The following is a 16,324-nucleotide window of genomic DNA, read 5'->3' on the forward strand; positions in this document are numbered from 1 at the left end:
GCTATTTCCCTTCGTCGATGGGGATTCCCACCACCGCGGCTCGTCGGGTCGACGAGGCGCGGAAACCTGAGCGGCCGGATGTCCCGGCCAGACCGAGCACGACCCCGCGCGGCACCGCCACGCGCTGGAGGATCGCGAACAGGATCTCGCTGAGCAGTGTGAGGGCGATCACGATGATCGACCCGGCGAGCATCTGCGCGTAGTCCCCCGCCTTCACGCCCTGGAAGATGTAGTGCCCGAGCCCGCCGGCGCCGATGAAGTCGGCGAGCGTGGCGGTCGCGATGATCTGCAGCATCGCCGAGCGCAGGCCGCCGATCAGCAGCGGGAGTCCGAGCGGGATCTCGACCTTGCGGAGGATCTGCCACTCCGTCATCCCGACCGAGCGCGCCGCATCGACCGTGCGCCGGTCGACCGCCTCGAGTCCCGAGTAGGCACCGGCCAGCACCGACGGGATCGCGAGGATCACCAGGGCGATGAGCGGGGCGCCGAGGCCGAGGCCGAGGCTCATCGCCGCGAGGACCAGCACGCCGAGGGTGGGCAGGGCGCGGAGCCCGCCCGCGACGGGGACGGCGATGCCCTTTCCGCGGCCGGTGTGCCCGATCAGGTAGCCCAGCGGGATGGCGATCGCGCAGCAGATCACGAGCACCAGCAGGCTGATGCCGATGTGCTGGGCGAGCCGGTTGGGGATGCCGTAGACGCCGGTCCAGTGCGTGGGATCGCCGATCCACGCGAACGCCTCGAGGATGAGGTTCACGTCGTCACCGCCTTCTCGACGCGCACGACGCGCCTCTTCTCGCGAGCGCGGTCGACAGCGGTCCAGGGCATCAGGAGGCGCCCGAGCAGCACGAGGATCCCGTCGAGCACGAGGGCGAGCGCGATGGTCAGCACGATGCCCGTGATGATCTCCCCCGAGATGCCGCGCTGGAAGCCGTCGGTGAAGAGCAGTCCGAGGCTCTGGATCCCGAGCACGGCACCCACGGTCACGAGCGAGACCGTGCTGACCGTCACGACCCGGAGGCCCGAGAGCAGCACCGGACCGGCGAGCGGGAACTCGACCCGCCAGAACCGGGCCCAGGCCGAGTAGCCCATCGCCGTCGCCGACTGCGTCACGTCCTCCGAGACCGCGCCCAGGGCGTCGGCCGTGGTGCGCACCATCAGGGCGATGCCGTAGAGGGTGAGGCCGATGATCACGTTGGCGGTCGAGCGCAGCGGGATGCCGAGGATCGCCGGCAGCAGGATGAACATCGCCAGCGACGGGATCGCGTAGAGGACGCCCAGCGCGGTGAGGACCGTGCCGCGACTCCAGCGGTACCGGTTGGCGAACCAGCCGAACGGGAGCGAGATCACGAAGCTGAGGAGGATCGGCGGGACCGACAGCAGGAGGTGCGCGATCAGGTTCGTGATGATCGAGTCGGTGTTGTTGAGGACCCAGTTCACGCGCCGGCGCCGTCCTGGGAGCGCAGGACTCCGGTCGGGCGCCCGTCGCCGTCGACGACGATGCGCGCCCCGTCGCGCTCCTCGATGCGGAGCGAGCGCTTGCCGCGATCAGCGCCGATGAAGCCGGCCACGAAGTCGCTCGCGGGGTTCGCGAGGATCTCGGCGGGCGAGCCCTTCTGCGCGATCCGGCCGCCCTTCTCGAGGATGACGACCTGGTCGCCGAGCAGGAAAGCCTCGTCGATGTCGTGGGTGACGAAGACGACGGTCTTGTCGAGCTCGCGCTGGAGACGGAGGGTCTCGCGCTGCAGATCGGCGCGGACGAGAGGGTCGACGGCGCCGAACGGCTCATCCATCAGCAGGATGTTGGGGTCGACGGCGAGACCGCGCGCCACTCCGACGCGCTGCTGCTGGCCGCCCGAGAGCTGGCTCGGGTACCGCGTCGCGAGGGCGCGGTCGAGGCCGACCGTGTCCATCAGCTCGAGCGCGCGGTCGTGCGCGGGCTTCTTCGCGACTCCGTTGAGCCGCGGCACGGTGGCGATGTTGTCGATGACCCGGCGGTGCGGGAGCAGGCCGGAGTTCTGCATGACGTAGCCGATCCGGCGGCGGAGCGACACGGCGGGCAGCGTCGAGATGTCCTCGCCGTCGATCTCGATCGTGCCGCCGGTGGGCTCGATCATGCGGTTGATCATCCGGAGGATGGTGGTCTTGCCGCAGCCGGAGGACCCCACGAAGACGGTCGTCTCCCGCGACGGCAGGACGAGCGAGAAGTCGTCCACCGCGCGGGTGCCGTCCGGGTACTGCTTGCTGACTCCGCGGAACTCGATCACGACGTCTCTCACCCTCGTTGCGCGGCCCCGTGCAGAACCTCTGCGACAGCCAAACACCATTCGGAGACGCCTGCCAACCTGGATGGCGCAGTGTTGCGCAGGAGCCCCCGGCCGACTAGGGGGTGGCCGCGGGCTCGCGCCAAGGGGAGCGAGACACCCTGCTCGCGCTCCCCCGCCCCTCCCTCGCTGATCGAGTAGCCCGCGGAGCGGGCGTATCGAGATCCCCAGCGTCAGAAGGCGAGGCCATCACCCCGCCCTGCTGACGCTGGTGGGTCTCGATACGCCCCTGCGGGGCTACTCGACCAGCAGGCTGCCGTCTCAAGCCCAGACTCCCGGCTCCAGGCCCTGGACACTCGAGGCGAACGGGTGATTCGCGTGCCAGCGAATCGCCCTAGCCGCACGCAGCACGCTCCACCCACGCGACCACCTTTGGAAGCCGACTGCGCCACGCCGCGCGGGGAGCGGCGTGGACGACGGAGGGGCGGGCCCACCGGGCCCGCCCCTCCGTCGCAGAAACTCAGACCGCCCCGTAGTGCATCGACAGGTAGTTGCGCAGCAGCGCACGGGCCTCGTCGATGAAGCGCTGGTCGCCCTGGGGGTCCATCAGGAAGGCGCGGGTGAGCATGGCGTCGGCGACCTCGACGGTCACCTCGAGGCGGAACGAGAGCTGCGCTCCGCCGGGGAGTCCGTACTCGGAGGCGAGGATCTCGGCGAAGCGGCGGGCGAAGAAGCCCGCCTCGAACGCCTCCCCCGCCACCTCGGGGGCGTGGATGGTGTCGACGAAGCGGATCGAGCGGAAGCCGGGCTCGGTGCGGTGCATCTCGCAGAACGCGTCGACTGCGCAGTCGACGGCGCCCCACCAGTTGTCGGGGTGCGTCTCGCGGATCTCGGTGATGACCTTCTTGCGGAACCGCTCGAGAGCGCGCTCGCGGAGGGCCTGCAGCACGGCGATGCGGTCGGGGAAGTAGCGGTAGACGGTGCCGATGGCGGCTCCGGCGCGCTCGGCGACCATCGCGGTCGTCAGGCGGTCGAACCCGACCTCGTCGACCACGGCCGCGGCCGCGTCGAGCAGGGAGGCGAGGCGCGCTGCGCTGCGCACCTGGACGGGCTCGTTCCGGACCTGGGGGGATTCGCCGAAGGGTCGGTCGACGAGATTTCCAAGAGGCACGGCAGGCTCCTTCGGTGGCGGTTCCTACAATCGTACGCAGGCGGACGCGACCTGCGCGCCCGTTTGCGAACGTCTCTCGCGTTTCGTGCCCCCGGAAGGGCGGCGGATCCGCCGACTCCCACGATGCCAGGAGGACCCATGTGCGGACGTTTCGTCCTGTCGCAGACCACCGCCGATCTCGTCGCGCTGTTCGACATCGACGACCAGGGGCCGGATCTGCCGGAGCCTTCCTGGAACATCGCCCCGACCCAGCGCATCGCGGTCGTCGCCGAGTCGATGAAGGGGGTCGAGGAGGGCGAGCCTCCTCGTCGGCGCCTCGCCGCCGCGCGCTGGGGACTCGTCCCGCGCTCGGCCGCGGATCCGTCGGCCGGGGCGCCCCTGTTCAACGCCCGCATCGAGTCGGTCGCCGAGAAGCCGGCGTTCCGCGAGTCGTACGCCGCGCGACGCGCCATCGTGCCCGCCTCCGGCTGGTACGAGTGGCGGGTCGGCGCCGACGGAGTGAAGTCGCCCGTCTTCATCGCGCCCGAGGGCGGGTCGCTGGTGCTGTTCGCCGGCGTCTACGAGTGGTGGCGCTCCGCCGAGCAGGGCGCACCGTGGCTGCTCTCGGCGACCATCCTGACCCGGCCCGGCGCGGGAGCCGTGGCGGAGGTCCACGAGCGGATGCCCGTGCTGCTGCAGCCCGAGCTCATCGAGGACTGGCTCGACCCGAACGCCGTCGCCGACGGGTCGCTGCTGCGCGCCGCCTCCGACGGTGCCGGCGAGCTGGCCGAGGAGCTCGACGTCACTCCGGTCGGCGACGCCGTGGGCTCGGTCCGCAGCAACGGCCCGGAGCTCATCGAGCCGCTCGCCTCCTGACGCGGTGGAGCGGTGACGGCGAGCGGGGGAACGTCCGCCGACCGTCGGGCGACGGCGAGCCGCCGTGCCCCCGCGAGCCGACAGGCATCTGACAGACTGTGCGGATGCCGCTGACGCCTGAGAGCAAGCCGATGAGCGCCGGGGCGGCCGAGGTCCTGCACCGCGCCGCCCGCCTCGAGGACCGCATCCACGCGTTCCGGATGGGGCGGGTGAAGCGCAAGGGCTACGTGGCCCGCGTGATCCCGTACACCGGCTACGGGACGACCGTGCAGCTGCGGGTCCTCGCCCGCGTGCTCTACACGAAGCCGACACCGCCGGGCGCCGAAGAGGTGCGCCCCGTCGAGGGAGTCCGCGGCTGGAGGAGCTTCACGAGCGTCTTCGTGAACGGTGCGAAGGTGATCGTCGAGGTCGACGGGCAGAGCCACGAGATCGTCGCCGACCGCGGCGGAGTCGTCGACGCCGACATCCCGATCACGCTCGACCCGGGCTGGCACACGATCACGTTCACCACGGCGGGCGCGACTCCGGTCGAGGCTCCCGTGTTCATAGCGAGCCCCGAGGCGCGCATCGGCCTGGTCTCGGACATCGACGACACCGTGATGGTCACTGCGCTCCCCCGGCCCTTCATCGCCTTCTGGAACACCTTCGTGCTCGACGAGCACGCGCGGATGCCCACCCCGGGCATGGCGGTGTTCCTCGACCGCTTCGCGCGCCGCAACGAGGGCTCGCCCGTGGTCTACCTCTCGACCGGGGCGTGGAACGTGGCGCCGGCGCTCACGCGGTTCCTCTCACGGCACCTCTACCCCTCCGGAGCACTGCTGCTGACCGACTGGGGGCCGACGCACGACCGCTGGTTCCGCAGCGGCAAGCAGCACAAGGAGGAGAACCTCCGTCGCCTCGCGCGTGAGTTCCCCGACGTGAAATGGCTGCTCGTCGGCGACGACGGCCAGCACGACGAGGAGATCTACTCCGACTTCGCGCACGAGCACCCGGACAGGGTCGCGGCGATCGCGATCCGCCAGCTCTCGACCGGCGAGGCGGTGCTCGCGGGTGGCCGCTCGAAGGCTGCCGACCGCTCCGAGACGAGCGGCACGCCCTGGGTCTACGCGCCCGACGGTGCGGGCATCTCGGAGCAGCTGACGGAGCTCGGCGTCCTCTGACGCCGCTCCGACCCGCCTCCGGCTCGCAGGACCGCGTTCGGCTCGCAGGAACACGAACTCCGGCTCGCAGAATCGCGTTCGGCTCGCAGGAATCGTCTGATTCTGCGAGCCGAACCGTATCCTGCGAGCCGGAGGTGCGTCCGAGGCGGGAACGGGCGGGGAACGACGACGCCGCCCGGCCCCGGAGGGAGCGGACGGCGTCGACGAGGACGGTGCGGACTACGCCTGGTGCGCGGCCTGCAGGTCGAGGGTGATGGTGACCTTCTCGCCGATGAGCACGCCACCGGTCTCGAGGGCGGCGTTGTAGGTGAGACCGAAGTCGGTGCGGTCGATGGTCGCCTTGGCGGTCAGACCGGCCTTGTAGTTGCCGTAGGGGTCGGAGCCGAAGCCGCCGAACTCGACCTCGAAGGTGACGGGCTTGGTGACGTCCTTGATGGTGAGCTCACCGTCGACGAGGAAGTCGTCCTTGTTGGCGCGGACCGCGGTCGACACGAAGTGGATCTCGGGGTACTTCTCGGCCTCGAAGAAGTCGCCGGTGCGGAGGTGACCGTCGCGGTTCGGCTCGTTGGTGTTGACGGACGCGACCTCGGCGGTGGCCTCGACCTTGGAGTCGAGCGGGTTCTCACCGGTGGTGAACGTCGCGGTGAAGCGCTCGAACTTGCCCTTGACCTTGCTGATCATGAGGTGACGGACGCTGAAGCCGACCTCGCTGTGCGTGGGGTCGATGACCCAGGTGCCGGCCTTGTAACCGGGAATGGTGATCGTGTCGGTCATGATTTCTCCTCAGGGTCGTCGTCGTGGGGAGTTCTCCCCGGTCCGATACATGCAATCGTATCGACGATCCGAGTATTCCATGTAGCGACAACTATTTTTGTGAACTCTTCGCGAAGCGACCATGTCGTCGCTGAGGGCTCTCGCAGGTCATCCTGCCCGCCCCTCGCCGATCGAGTAGCCCGCGCAGCGGGCGTATCGAGATCCACGTCCTTCAGAAGGCCGGGGCAGAAGCCCCATCTGCTGAAGCGGGTGGGTCTCGATACGCCCCTGCGGGGCTACTCGACCAACATGGGGGCAGCGAGCCGGGTCGGTCAGGTGCGCGCCGGGTTGCGGATGCCGGCGAGGGAGACTAGGCCGCCGGCGATCAGGAGGAGGGCGGTCGCGAGGGCGGCGCGCGAGAACCCGGCGGCGTCGAGCGTGTCGCCGACGATGAGCGAGGTGGCGGCGATGGCGACCAGGCCCGCGATGCGCGAGACCGCGTTGTTGACGGCGGAGCCGACTCCGCTGTGCTCGCTCGACACGGCGCCGAGGATCGTCGAGGTCAGCGGGGCGACCGTCACCGCGAGGCCCAGGCCGAACAGCACGATGCCGGGCAGCAGCCGGGTCAGGTAGTCCCCCGGCTCGCTCGCGCCGATCATCAGGAGGAACCCGCCGCCGGCGACGAGCGGACCGACCCCCATGAAGAGGCGCGGGCCGAAGCGCGCCGACAGCGAGCCCGCGTACTGCGACAGCAGGAGCAGCAGCACGGTCGGCGGCAGCGTCGCGACACCCGCGAGGGTCGCCGAGAAGCCCAGGCCCTGCTGCAGGAAGAGCCCGAGCGCGAAGAAGCCGAACGAGAGAGCCCCGTAGATGAACGCGGTCGCGATGTTGCCCACGGTGAAGTTGCGCGTCGCGAAGAGCGACAGCGGCAGCATCGGATGCGGTGCGCGCCGCTCCCAGAGGACGAAGGCGATCAGCGCCGCCACTCCCCCGATCAGGGCGGTCAGCACGAGCGGATCCTCGAAGCCCAGCCGCTCCTGCTCGATGAGGGCGAAGACGGGGCCGCCGAGCCCGATCACTCCGAGCACCGCGCCGACGCCGTCGATCGGCACCCGCGTCCCGGAGTCGACATGACCGAGCCGGCGCAGCAGCACCAGGGTGAGCGCGATCGGGAGGATGTTCAGCGCGAAGACGTACCGCCACGAGCCGGCGTCGACCAGGAGCCCGCCGATCACGGGTCCGGTGATCGTCGCGGTGCCGGTCCAGGCCGTCCAGGCGCCGATCGTCTTCGCCTGCGCCGCGCCGCGCACCGTCGCGATGATCAGGGCGAGCGAGCTGGGGACGAGGATCGCCCCCGCCGCGCCCTGCAGCATCCGCGCGACGATCAGCACCTCGGCCGTCGGGGCGGCCGCGCACAGGAGCGATGTCGCGCCGAAGCCGATCAGCCCGATCGTCATGCTCCTGGCGCGTCCGATGCGATCGGCGAGCGATCCCGCCACGAGGATCAGCGCGCCGAGAGTGATCAGGTAGCCGTCCACCACCCACTGCTGGGTGACGAGTCCGCCGCCGAGCTCGCGCGAGATCGCGGGCAGGGCCACGTTGACGACAGTGCCGTCGAGGAAGGCGACGAAGGAGGCGAGGACCGCCACGACGAGGACCGCTCGACGGGCCTTCTCCGCGGGGTCGACGGCGGCGCTCACTGCGGGATCCGGCTCATCCGCTCACCGTACTCCGAGCGCCACCGGAGGGGGCGGCACCCCGGATCCAGACTCGTCGCCTACTCTCGTAGCCATGTCTGCGCAAGGAACCACCCGCGGCGGCATGCTCGCCCGCGTGCTCGCCGTCGCCGGAGCGAGCATCGCCGGCGGTCTGCTGATCACAGTCGGCGTCACGCCCGCCCTCGCCGTCACCGGCCTCGCCGAGAACAACCCGATCGGACTCTTCGAGACCGTCCCCGAGTACCTCGAGCTGGGCCAGCTGGCGCAGAAGACCGAGATCTACGCGAAGAACACCGACGGGTCCGACCAGCTGCTCGCCTCCTTCTACGCGCAGAACCGCGAGGAGGTGGCGTTCGACCAGGTCAGCCAGTTCGTCAAGGACGCGGCGGTCGCCACCGAGGACCCGCGCTTCTACGACCACGGCGGAGTCGACCTGCAGGGCACGATCCGCGCGGTCCTCAGCAACGTGTTCGGCGGCGACCTGCAGGGCGGCTCCTCGATCACGCAGCAGTACGTCAAGAACGTCCTCGTGCAGAAGGCGGAGTCGCTGAGCGACACCGACCCGGCCGCGTCCGAGGCCGCCTACGCCGAGGCGACGGCCACCACTCCCGCGCGCAAGCTCAAGGAGATGAAGCTCGCCGTCGACCTCGAGAAGAAGTACAGCAAGGACGACATCCTCCTCGGCTACCTCAACATCGCCGGCTTCGGCGGCCAGGTCTACGGGATCCAGGCGGCGGCCGAGTACTACTTCTCGACATCGGCCGCGAACCTCACTCTCGCGCAGTCGGCCAGCCTGATCGCCACCGTCAACAACCCGAACAACCTGCGCATCGACCAGCCCGAGAACATCCCCGAGAACAAGGTCCGCCGCGACTACGTCCTCGACCAGATGCTCCAGGAGGGGAAGATCACCCAGGCCGACCACGACGCCGCCGTCGCCGAGGAGGTCGTCCCGGCCATCGCGCCGACCCAGACCGGCTGCCAGACCGCCGGCAACGCCGCCTACTTCTGCGACTACGTGACCTGGGTCATCCGCAACGACCCCGCCTTCGGCGACGACGAGAACGCCCGCTTCGCGAACTTCCAGCGCGGCGGCTACAAGATCTACACGACGCTCGACCGCGACCTGCAGGACGTCGCGACCGCGACGACGAACCAGTGGGTGCCGAAGACGCCCGTCGACGACGTCAACATCGGCAGCGCGACCGTCTCGATGGAGGTCGGCACGGGCCGGATCCTCGCGATGACGCAGAACAAGGACTACGACGCCGCCGGCTCCGTCAACGGAGAGAACTTCTCGGCGATCAACTTCAGCACGGACACCGCGTACGGCGGCTCCGCCGGGTTCCAGGTCGGCTCGACCTACAAGGTCTTCACCCTCGCGCAGTGGCTCGCCAACGGGCACACCATCTACGAGACCGTGAACGGGCGCGAGCGGACCTTCGACGACTTCCCCGCCTCGTGCGCTCCCGGAGGCGAGTGGAACGGCGAGTTCGAGGTCAACAACGACGACGGCGAGAACGGCACCTTCAGCGTGCTGCAGGGCACCATGCGCTCGATCAACACGGTCTTCGTGGCGATGGCGCAGCAGCTCGACCTCTGCGCGATCCGCGACCAGGCGGCCGCCTTCGGGGTGAAGACCGCCTCCGGCGCCGAGCTCAGCTACTTCCCCTCGGCGATCCTCGGCTCGGCCGACCAGATCGCGCCGCTGTCGATGGTGACGGCCTTCGCCGGCTTCGCGAACAACGGCAGCGCCTGCAGCGCGATCGCCATCGACTCGATCACCGACTCCGCGGGCGCGGCGGTCCAGCCTCCCGTCACGACCTGCAACCAGGCGCTCTCGCCCGAGCTGACCGCCGTCGCCACCGACGCCCTGCAGGACGTGGTGACCGGCGGGACCGCGGCCGCCTCCGATCCCGACGACGGCATCGAGCACATCGGCAAGACCGGCACGACCGACGACGCCGTGCACACCTGGATGGACGGGGCCTCGTCCCGGGTCGCCACGGTCGTCTGGGTGGGCAACATCACGGGCGACGCCTCGATGCGCAGGGTGCTGGTCGAGAACACCGAGACCGGACGCGACGCCTACGCCTCGAACGTGCGCCACTACATCTGGAACGCCGTGATGACACGGGCCGACGAGAAGTACGGCGGAGACGACTTCGCCGATCCCTCCAGCGCGCTGCTGAACGGCCGCCAGGTCACCGTCCCGAACGTCACCGGGCAGTCGGTCGACGCCGCGACCGAGACCCTGGAGGATCTCGGCTTCGACGTCGAGGAGGGCGCGACCGTCGACTCCGCGGCCGCCGCCGGCACCGTCGCGGGCACCGATCCGGGCGCCGGCACGACGGCGCCGCGCTACTCGAGCATCACCCTGCTCGTGAGCAACGGCTCCCAGGTCCCGGCACCGGCGACCCAGGCGCCCGCCGCGACGCCGACCGCCACCGAGACGCCGGAGGCGACTCCCGCACCGGCCGCCACGGAGACGCCCGCACCGACACCGACGCCTACGGCCACCGGGGAGGTCGAGGAGTGAGCGGCTTCGACGACTCCTTCCTCGGCCCCGTGGTCGGCGCGCTCCGCCCGTCCGCCGAGCGCGCGACGAGGGAGCTGCCGTACACGCACTTCGAGGTGCTGCTCGATCCCGAGCGGCGGCTGGCGCTCTCGACCGCGGTCAACATCGACGGCGCCCGCCTGCTCGACCTCGGCCGCGGCGACGACTGGCACCTCGACGACCGCATCCCCGCCTCCGAGCAGACCGGTCCAGAGGTCTACGCCCGCAACGACTTCGACCGGGGGCACCTCGTCCGCCGGCGCGACCCCGTGTGGGGCGAGCCTGCCGAGGCGCGCGCCGCCAACGTCGACAGCTTCTGCTACACGAACGCGGCGCCCCAGGCGAGCGGCTTCAACCAGTCGAAGGAGCTCTGGCTCGGCCTCGAGACGCTGGTGCTCGACTACGCGCAGACCTGGCGGACCCGCCTCGACGTCTTCACCGGGCCGGTCCTCGCCGACGGCGATCCCGTGTACCGGGGCGTCGGGATCCCCCGCCGCTTCTGGAAGATCGCTGCGTGGAGCCCCGACGGCGAGACCACCGCGACGAGCGCCTACCTGCTCGATCAGACCGAGCTCGTCGAGGGGATCACGCGCGAGGGACTCGTCCCGCTCGGCGGCTTCAAGACGTTCCAGGTCGCCGTGTCGCTGATCGGCGAGCTGACCGGGCTCGACGTCGGCGTGCTCGCTGCTGCCGACGTCCTGAGCACCGAGGGACTCCGGCCGTCGGCCCTGCGCGAGCTGACGACCGCCGAGGACGTCGCGGCGGGGCTCGGCGCCCGCTGAGCGACTCCGACGGTCCAGGATGGGGGCATGAGCTCTCCCGTCCTCGTCGAGATCGTCTCCGGTGCCGCCGAGCTGCGTGATCCGGAGGCGGGACTCGTGCGGGTGGACGAGCCCGGCTACCTCCGCGGCGACGGGGTCTTCGAGACTCTCGCGGTGATCCACGGCCGTCCTCACGGGCTCGAGGAGCACCTCGGCCGGCTCCGGGCCTCGGCGGACGCGATCGCACTCCGCCTCCCCGACGACGACGCCTGGACCGCCGCGGTGGAGCTCGCCCTCGCCGAGCACGACGCGGCCGACGACCTCTCGGTGCGGCTCGTCGCCGGGTACCGCGAGGCGGACGGCGCCCGGTGCACCGTCCGCGTCGAGCCGACACCCGATGCGAGCGCGCTGCGAGCGGGCGGAGTCGCGGTGGCGGTCCTCGATCGCGGCTACGCCCGCGGAGCGACCGACGCCGCGCCGTGGCTGCTCGGCGGGGTGAAGAGCACCTCGGGCGCCGTGACGCGTGCCGCCCTGCGCGAGGCTCGCCTCCGCGGGGCGGACGACGTGGTCTGGCGCACCAGCGACGGCTGGCTGCTCGAGGGCGCGACGTCGAGCCTCGTGCTGCTGCTCGACGGCGTGCTGACGACGCCGGTCGCGGGCCGCGGGATCCTCGACGGGACGACCGTCTCGCGGATCCTGGCGCTCGGCGGCGACCACGGCCTCGACTCCGCTCGCCGTGAGCTGCCGGTGGCGGCGCTGGCCAGGGCGGACGCCGCCTGGCTCGTCTCCAGCACGCGCCGGGCCGTGCCGATCCGCGCCGTCGACGGCGAACCTCTGGAGATCCACCGCGACCTCACCGCCGCCTTCGAGGAGGGCCTCCTCGCCGGCTGACGCGAGCGTCCGACCCGGGTGAGGGTAGGGGGGAGCCCCGGACCCGCGTCAGGCCGCGGCGGCGAGGGCGCGGGCGGTGCGCGGGCCGACGCCGGCCGCCTCCGCGTCGCGCAGGTCGTCGAGGGTGTCGACGTCGAGGCGCAGCGTGGAGGCGCGCGGCACGTCGACGGCGGTGCAGCCGGCCACGAGGTGGCGCGCGAACGAGTCGAGGCCGAAGGCGGACTCGATCAGCGCCGACGGCGCGAGGAGGAGGGCCGTCGTCCCCGTGCCGGCGCGGTCGGGCACGACCGCCGGGAGCCTCACCGCCGCACGCAGCGCGCGATCGAGATCGACGGGCACCAGCGCTGGGAGGTCGCCGGTCAGCGCGACCACGGGCGCCTCCGGCCGCTCCCGCAGAGCGTGCGCGACTCCGGCAGTGACGGCGCTGTTCAGGGTGCCGGGATCGGCGAGCACGACGAGGGCGGGATCGGCGGCGAGCGCGAGCGCGGCCGCCTCCGCGTCGGAGGTGACCAGGATCAGGGTCGCGACGTCCTGCGCTGCCCTGGCGGCCGCGAGCGTGTCGAGGAGGAACGCCTCGGCCAGCACCGCGCGCGCCTCGAGGTCGAGCCGCGTCTTCGACGAGCCGCGGCCCTTGAAGACGACGACGGCGCTCCAGCCGACGCTCATCGCTCCCCCGCGGCCGCGCGACCGGCCGCCACGCCCTCGGCGTACGCCTCGTCGGCGCCGAGACGGAACATGTCCTCGGGCCCCGTCCGGGTGAGCGAGCGCGCCCCCGGCGCGTCCAGGTCGGTCACCAGTCGCGCGAGACCGCGGACGACCGCGACCGGGCGGCCGGTGGCCTTGCCCTTCACGAGGTCGCCGAGGCCCGCGATCTCGTCGGCGACGGCCGGCATGGTGACGCCGAGGGTGCGTCCGAGGGCGTCGGTCGCTCCGCGCAGGTCGTCGACGACCTCGAGGCCCGCCGCGCCGATGGCCGCGTCGGTCTGGCCGACGCGCCACGCCCGGCCCAGGGTGTCGCTGACGATGACGGCGACCCGCGCTCCGAGACGGCTGCGGAGCCCTTCGCAGAGAACGCGCGCCGACGCGTCCGGATCCTCGGGCAGGAGCAGCACGGTGCCCTCGGCCACGTTGCTCGAGTCGACGCCCGCCGCGGCCTGCACGATGCCGAGCCGGTTCTCGACGATGCGCGTGACGCCGTGCGCGTGAGCGCGGGTCGCGACGACCCGCACGGTCTCGGCGGTGATCGCGTCCTCGCGGTCCTCGGCGGCGACGAGGCGGCCCTCGGCCTTCGAGACGATCTTGCTGGTGACGACGAGGATGTCGCCGTCGATCGGGCGGTCCTCCTCGGGCGCCGCGGCGACGGAGGCGAGGATCAGCTCGAGGAGGTCGTCCCCGGGGACCACCTCGGGGATCCCGTCGAGGGTCCAGGCCTGCACTCGCGTCGCACTCACCCCTCCATTCTCGCGGGCGGGCGGGGGTGCGGCGTCCACGGGCGGCGGAGTCAGGAGGTGAGGAAGGCGGCGACCGCGGGCGGCACGTACGGCGAGATATCGCCTCCCAGGCTCGAGACCTGGCGCACGAGCGAGCTCGAGACGTGGGCGTGGGCGGGATCGGGCAGGAGGAACACCGTCTCGACGTGGGCGAGGTTGCGGTTCACGATCGCCATCGGCGTCTCGTAGGCGACGTCGACCTGCGAGCGGATCCCCTTGACCAGGACGCTGGCGCCGACGTCGGTGCAGTAGTCGACGAGGAGCCCCATGCTCCACGACGCGACCACGAAGGACCCCTCGAGACCCGCCTCCTGGATCGACTGCTCGATCAGGGCGACGCGCTGGGTGATCGGCAGCAGGGCGGTCTTGGACGGGTTGTGCACGACCACCACGTGCAGCTCGTCGACGAGGCGGGCGGCGCGCTCGATGACGTCGAGATGCCCGAGCGTGACGGGGTCGAACGAACCGGGGACGACGGCGATGCGGGCCATGCCGAAAGCGTAGCCGTCGCCGGCGGCACGTCCCTGAACAGCGATGGTCAGCTCTTGGCGAGGAACTCGCGGTCGCGGTCCTGCACTCGGCGCTCGAGCGCCGCGCGGAGCCGGTCGTGCTCGGCGAGCCGCGGATCCTCCTCGAGGAGCCTCTCGGCCAGGGCACGCGCCTCGACGATGAGCGGTGCGTCCTGCACCACGCGCAGCAGGCGGAGGGAGGAGCGACCGCCCGACTGCGAGTCGCCGAGCACGTCGCCCTCGCGCCGCAGCTCCAGGTCGACCTCGGCCAGCTCGAAGCCGTCGAGCGTCGCGGCGACGGCCTCGACCCGCTCCCGCGCGATCGTCCCCGCCTCGGCCGCCGTGACGAAGAGGCACACGCCAGGCACGCCTCCGCGGCCGATCCGCCCCCGGAGCTGGTGCAGCTGCGAGACGCCGAAGCGCTCGGCGTCGAGCACGATCATCATCGAGGCGTTGGGGACGTCGACGCCCACCTCGATGACGGTGGTCGAGACGAGGACGTCGATCTCCCCGGCCGCGAACGCGCGCATGACGGCGTCCTTCTCGTCGGTGCTCATGCGTCCGTGCAGGGCGGCGGAGCGGCGCTTCGACAGCAGCGCGTGCCTCCTGACCCCCTCGATCGTGGCCGCCACCGTCGACAGCGGAGTCGCGGCGTCCTCCGGCGCGACGACGCCCTCGGCGACCTCCCCAGGCTCGATCGCGGGGCAGACGATGTACACCTGGTGACCGGCTCGGATCTCCTCCTCCGCCCGCTCCCAGGCCCGGGCGATCAGCCCGGGGCTGTCGGTGAGCGACACGACGTGGCTCGTGATCCCGGGGCGGCCGGCGGGCAGCTCGCGGATCGTCGAGGTGTCGAGGTCGCCGAACACGGTCATCGCGACGGTCCGCGGGATGGGCGTCGCGGTGAGCACGAGCACGTGCGGCGGCTGCGCCCCCTTGCGGCGGAGGGTGTCGCGCTGGTCGACGCCGAAGCGGTGCTGCTCGTCGATCACGACGAGCCCGAGGTCGTAGAACGTCACCTTGTCGCCGAGGAGCGCGTGCGTGCCGACGACGATCTTGGCGGTGCCCGAGACGATGCGCAGGAGCGCCGCGCGTCGCTCCGCGGCACCGAGACCGCCGGTGAGCAGCGTGGGCACCAGCTCCGCCGAGAGCTCGGGGCCGAGGGTCCTGGCGATCGAGCGCAGGTGCTGGCCGGCGAGCACCTCGGTGGGCGCCAGCAGGGCGGCCTGACCGCCGCTCTCGGCCGTCGTCAGCATGGCGCGGAGGGCCACCAGCGTCTTGCCCGAGCCGACCTCGCCCTGCACGAGGCGCGACATCGGGCTCTCGGTCGCGAGGTCGTCGGCGATCTCGGCCCCGACGGCGCGCTGATCGCCGGTGAGCTCGAACGGGAGCACGGAGTCGAAGCGCTCGAGCAGACCACCGGGCGAGGGCGTCCGCGGGGTCGCCGGCGTGGCCTTCGCCGCCGCTCGGCGCTCGAGCAGAGCGAGCTGGAGGAGGAAGGCCTCGTGGAAGCGCAGGGTCTCGCGCGCCTGCGCCTCGTCCCCCTCCCGCTGGGGTCGGTGGATCAGCTCGAGCGCCTCGCCGAGGGGCATCAGCGAGCGGCCCGACCGCACCGAGTCGGGCATCGGGTCGGGCACCGCGCCCAGCCCGTCGAGCAGCACGGCCATCGCCGACTGGAGCTGCCAGCTCGAGAGCGCGCTCGTCGCCGGATAGATCGGGATCGGCCGCTCCGCCCAGTCCTTCGCCAGCTCGACCCCGCCGGCCGCAGCGGCCTCCTCGTCGTCGAAGAGTCGGTAGTCGGGATGCGTCAGCTGCTTGGTCTGGCGGAACATCGAGACCGTGCCCGCGAAGATCCCCCGCGCGCCGCGGTGCAGCTTCGCCATCCGCCACGACTGGTTGAAGAACGTGAGAGAGAGCGTGCCCGTGCCGTCCGAGATGACCACCTCGAGCAGCTTCCCGGGCCGGTTCTTCATCGGGCGCTCGTGCACCTCGCGCACCTCGGCCACGATCGTGACGCTCTCGCCGACCGGGAGCTGCGAGAGCGCGGTCAGCTCGCCGCGCTTCGCGTAGCGCCGCGGATAGTGCCCGAGGAGCTCGCCCACGGTGCGGTAGCCGAACGCCTTCTCGACGGCGGCCGCGGTGCGCGGGCCGACGACCGCCGCGAGGCCGGCGTCGAGCGGGTCCTGGATCACCTAGCG

15 protein-coding genes are annotated in these 16,324 nt (G+C 71.7%); 5 read left to right on the forward strand and 10 right to left on the reverse strand.

Features of this window, described 5'->3' with window-relative positions; all coding sequences use genetic code 11:
• Position 1: 1 nt before the first annotated feature.
• The 4 genes from GRS92_RS16610 to GRS92_RS16625 all read right to left on the reverse strand — a co-directional run bounded on the left by GRS92_RS16610 (position 2) and on the right by GRS92_RS16625 (position 3,432).
• Positions 2 to 754, reverse strand: a complete 753-nt coding sequence (locus tag GRS92_RS16610) for an ABC transporter permease (RefSeq protein ID WP_159858571.1) — start codon at positions 752 to 754, stop codon at positions 2 to 4.
• Entirely contained in the window at positions 751 to 1,437 is a 687-nt protein-coding gene (locus tag GRS92_RS16615; protein WP_159858574.1) for an ABC transporter permease, read from the reverse strand. The genes GRS92_RS16610 and GRS92_RS16615 overlap by 4 nt, the downstream gene beginning before the upstream one ends.
• Positions 1,434 to 2,264, reverse strand: coding sequence for an ABC transporter ATP-binding protein (locus tag GRS92_RS16620; RefSeq protein ID WP_159858761.1), 831 nt, complete (start codon positions 2,262 to 2,264; stop codon positions 1,434 to 1,436). The genes GRS92_RS16615 and GRS92_RS16620 overlap by 4 nt, the downstream gene beginning before the upstream one ends.
• Before the next feature lie 517 nt (positions 2,265 to 2,781).
• Positions 2,782 to 3,432: a TetR/AcrR family transcriptional regulator gene (locus tag GRS92_RS16625; protein WP_159858577.1), complete on the reverse strand. Its 651-nt coding sequence runs from the start codon at positions 3,430 to 3,432 to the stop codon at positions 2,782 to 2,784.
• A 138-nt stretch (positions 3,433 to 3,570) separates the two neighbouring features.
• Between GRS92_RS16625 and GRS92_RS16630 the strand changes: the two genes are divergently transcribed.
• Positions 3,571 to 4,287: an SOS response-associated peptidase gene (locus GRS92_RS16630; RefSeq protein WP_159858580.1), complete on the forward strand. Its 717-nt coding sequence runs from the start codon at positions 3,571 to 3,573 to the stop codon at positions 4,285 to 4,287.
• A gap of 104 nt (positions 4,288 to 4,391) precedes the next feature.
• Positions 4,392 to 5,447: an App1 family protein gene (locus GRS92_RS16635; RefSeq protein ID WP_159858583.1), complete on the forward strand. Its 1,056-nt coding sequence runs from the start codon at positions 4,392 to 4,394 to the stop codon at positions 5,445 to 5,447.
• 219 nt (positions 5,448 to 5,666) lie between these two features.
• Here GRS92_RS16635 and GRS92_RS16640 read toward each other — a convergent pair whose 3' ends face one another.
• Complete coding sequence (locus GRS92_RS16640) at positions 5,667 to 6,221, reverse strand: YceI family protein (protein WP_159858586.1); 555 nt, start codon at positions 6,219 to 6,221, stop codon at positions 5,667 to 5,669.
• Positions 6,222 to 6,532: 311 nt separating this feature from the next.
• The gene (locus GRS92_RS16645; RefSeq protein WP_159858589.1) at positions 6,533 to 7,900 is read right to left on the reverse strand and encodes an MFS transporter; all 1,368 of its coding nucleotides are present in this window, start codon (positions 7,898 to 7,900) and stop codon (positions 6,533 to 6,535) included.
• A 91-nt stretch (positions 7,901 to 7,991) separates the two neighbouring features.
• Here GRS92_RS16645 and GRS92_RS16650 point away from each other — a divergent pair, with 91 nt between their 5' ends.
• From GRS92_RS16650 to GRS92_RS16660, 3 genes are read left to right on the forward strand one after another with little or no spacing between them, the layout of a single operon-like run.
• Positions 7,992 to 10,457: a transglycosylase domain-containing protein gene (locus GRS92_RS16650; protein ID WP_159858592.1), complete on the forward strand. Its 2,466-nt coding sequence runs from the start codon at positions 7,992 to 7,994 to the stop codon at positions 10,455 to 10,457.
• Positions 10,454 to 11,257 (forward strand): DNA/RNA non-specific endonuclease, encoded by an 804-nt coding sequence (locus GRS92_RS16655; protein WP_159858595.1) that lies wholly within the window; start codon positions 10,454 to 10,456, stop codon positions 11,255 to 11,257. Before GRS92_RS16650 ends, GRS92_RS16655 begins: the two co-directional genes overlap by 4 nt.
• A 27-nt stretch (positions 11,258 to 11,284) precedes the next feature.
• Positions 11,285 to 12,127, forward strand: coding sequence for an aminotransferase class IV (locus GRS92_RS16660; protein ID WP_159858598.1), 843 nt, complete (start codon positions 11,285 to 11,287; stop codon positions 12,125 to 12,127).
• A 48-nt stretch (positions 12,128 to 12,175) separates the two neighbouring features.
• On the opposite strand, the gene cofC is transcribed toward GRS92_RS16660, so the two are convergent.
• From cofC to GRS92_RS16680, 4 genes are read right to left on the reverse strand one after another with little or no spacing between them, the layout of a single operon-like run.
• Positions 12,176 to 12,793: a 2-phospho-L-lactate guanylyltransferase gene (gene cofC, locus GRS92_RS16665; RefSeq protein ID WP_159858601.1), complete on the reverse strand. Its 618-nt coding sequence runs from the start codon at positions 12,791 to 12,793 to the stop codon at positions 12,176 to 12,178.
• Complete coding sequence (gene cofE / locus GRS92_RS16670; protein ID WP_235022088.1) at positions 12,790 to 13,578, reverse strand: coenzyme F420-0:L-glutamate ligase; 789 nt, start codon at positions 13,576 to 13,578, stop codon at positions 12,790 to 12,792. The genes cofC and cofE overlap by 4 nt, the downstream gene beginning before the upstream one ends.
• A gap of 50 nt (positions 13,579 to 13,628) precedes the next feature.
• Positions 13,629 to 14,108, reverse strand: coding sequence for a pantetheine-phosphate adenylyltransferase (gene coaD / locus GRS92_RS16675; protein WP_159858604.1), 480 nt, complete (start codon positions 14,106 to 14,108; stop codon positions 13,629 to 13,631).
• Positions 14,109 to 14,155: 47 nt separating this feature from the next.
• Complete coding sequence (locus GRS92_RS16680) at positions 14,156 to 16,318, reverse strand: ATP-dependent DNA helicase RecG (RefSeq protein ID WP_442966246.1); 2,163 nt, start codon at positions 16,316 to 16,318, stop codon at positions 14,156 to 14,158.
• Positions 16,319 to 16,324: the final 6 nt, after the last annotated feature.

This window comes from Rathayibacter sp. VKM Ac-2754 (assembly GCF_009807095.1).
Classification (GTDB): Bacteria; Actinomycetota; Actinomycetes; order Actinomycetales; family Microbacteriaceae; genus Rathayibacter.

Bases quoted from the DNA above. Each gene is read 5' to 3' on its own strand.
- GRS92_RS16630 (WP_159858580.1), top strand. From the start codon at position 3,571: ATGTGCGGACGTTTCGTCCTGTCGCAGACCACCGCCGATCTCGTCGCG.
- GRS92_RS16635 (WP_159858583.1), top strand. From the start codon at position 4,392: ATGCCGCTGACGCCTGAGAGCAAGCCGATGAGCGCCGGGGCGGCCGAG.
- GRS92_RS16640 (WP_159858586.1), bottom strand. From the start codon at position 6,221: ATGACCGACACGATCACCATTCCCGGTTACAAGGCCGGCACCTGGGTC.
- GRS92_RS16650 (WP_159858592.1), top strand. From the start codon at position 7,992: ATGTCTGCGCAAGGAACCACCCGCGGCGGCATGCTCGCCCGCGTGCTC.
- GRS92_RS16660 (WP_159858598.1), top strand. From the start codon at position 11,285: ATGAGCTCTCCCGTCCTCGTCGAGATCGTCTCCGGTGCCGCCGAGCTG.
- cofC (WP_159858601.1), bottom strand. From the start codon at position 12,793: ATGAGCGTCGGCTGGAGCGCCGTCGTCGTCTTCAAGGGCCGCGGCTCG.
- coaD (WP_159858604.1), bottom strand. From the start codon at position 14,108: ATGGCCCGCATCGCCGTCGTCCCCGGTTCGTTCGACCCCGTCACGCTC.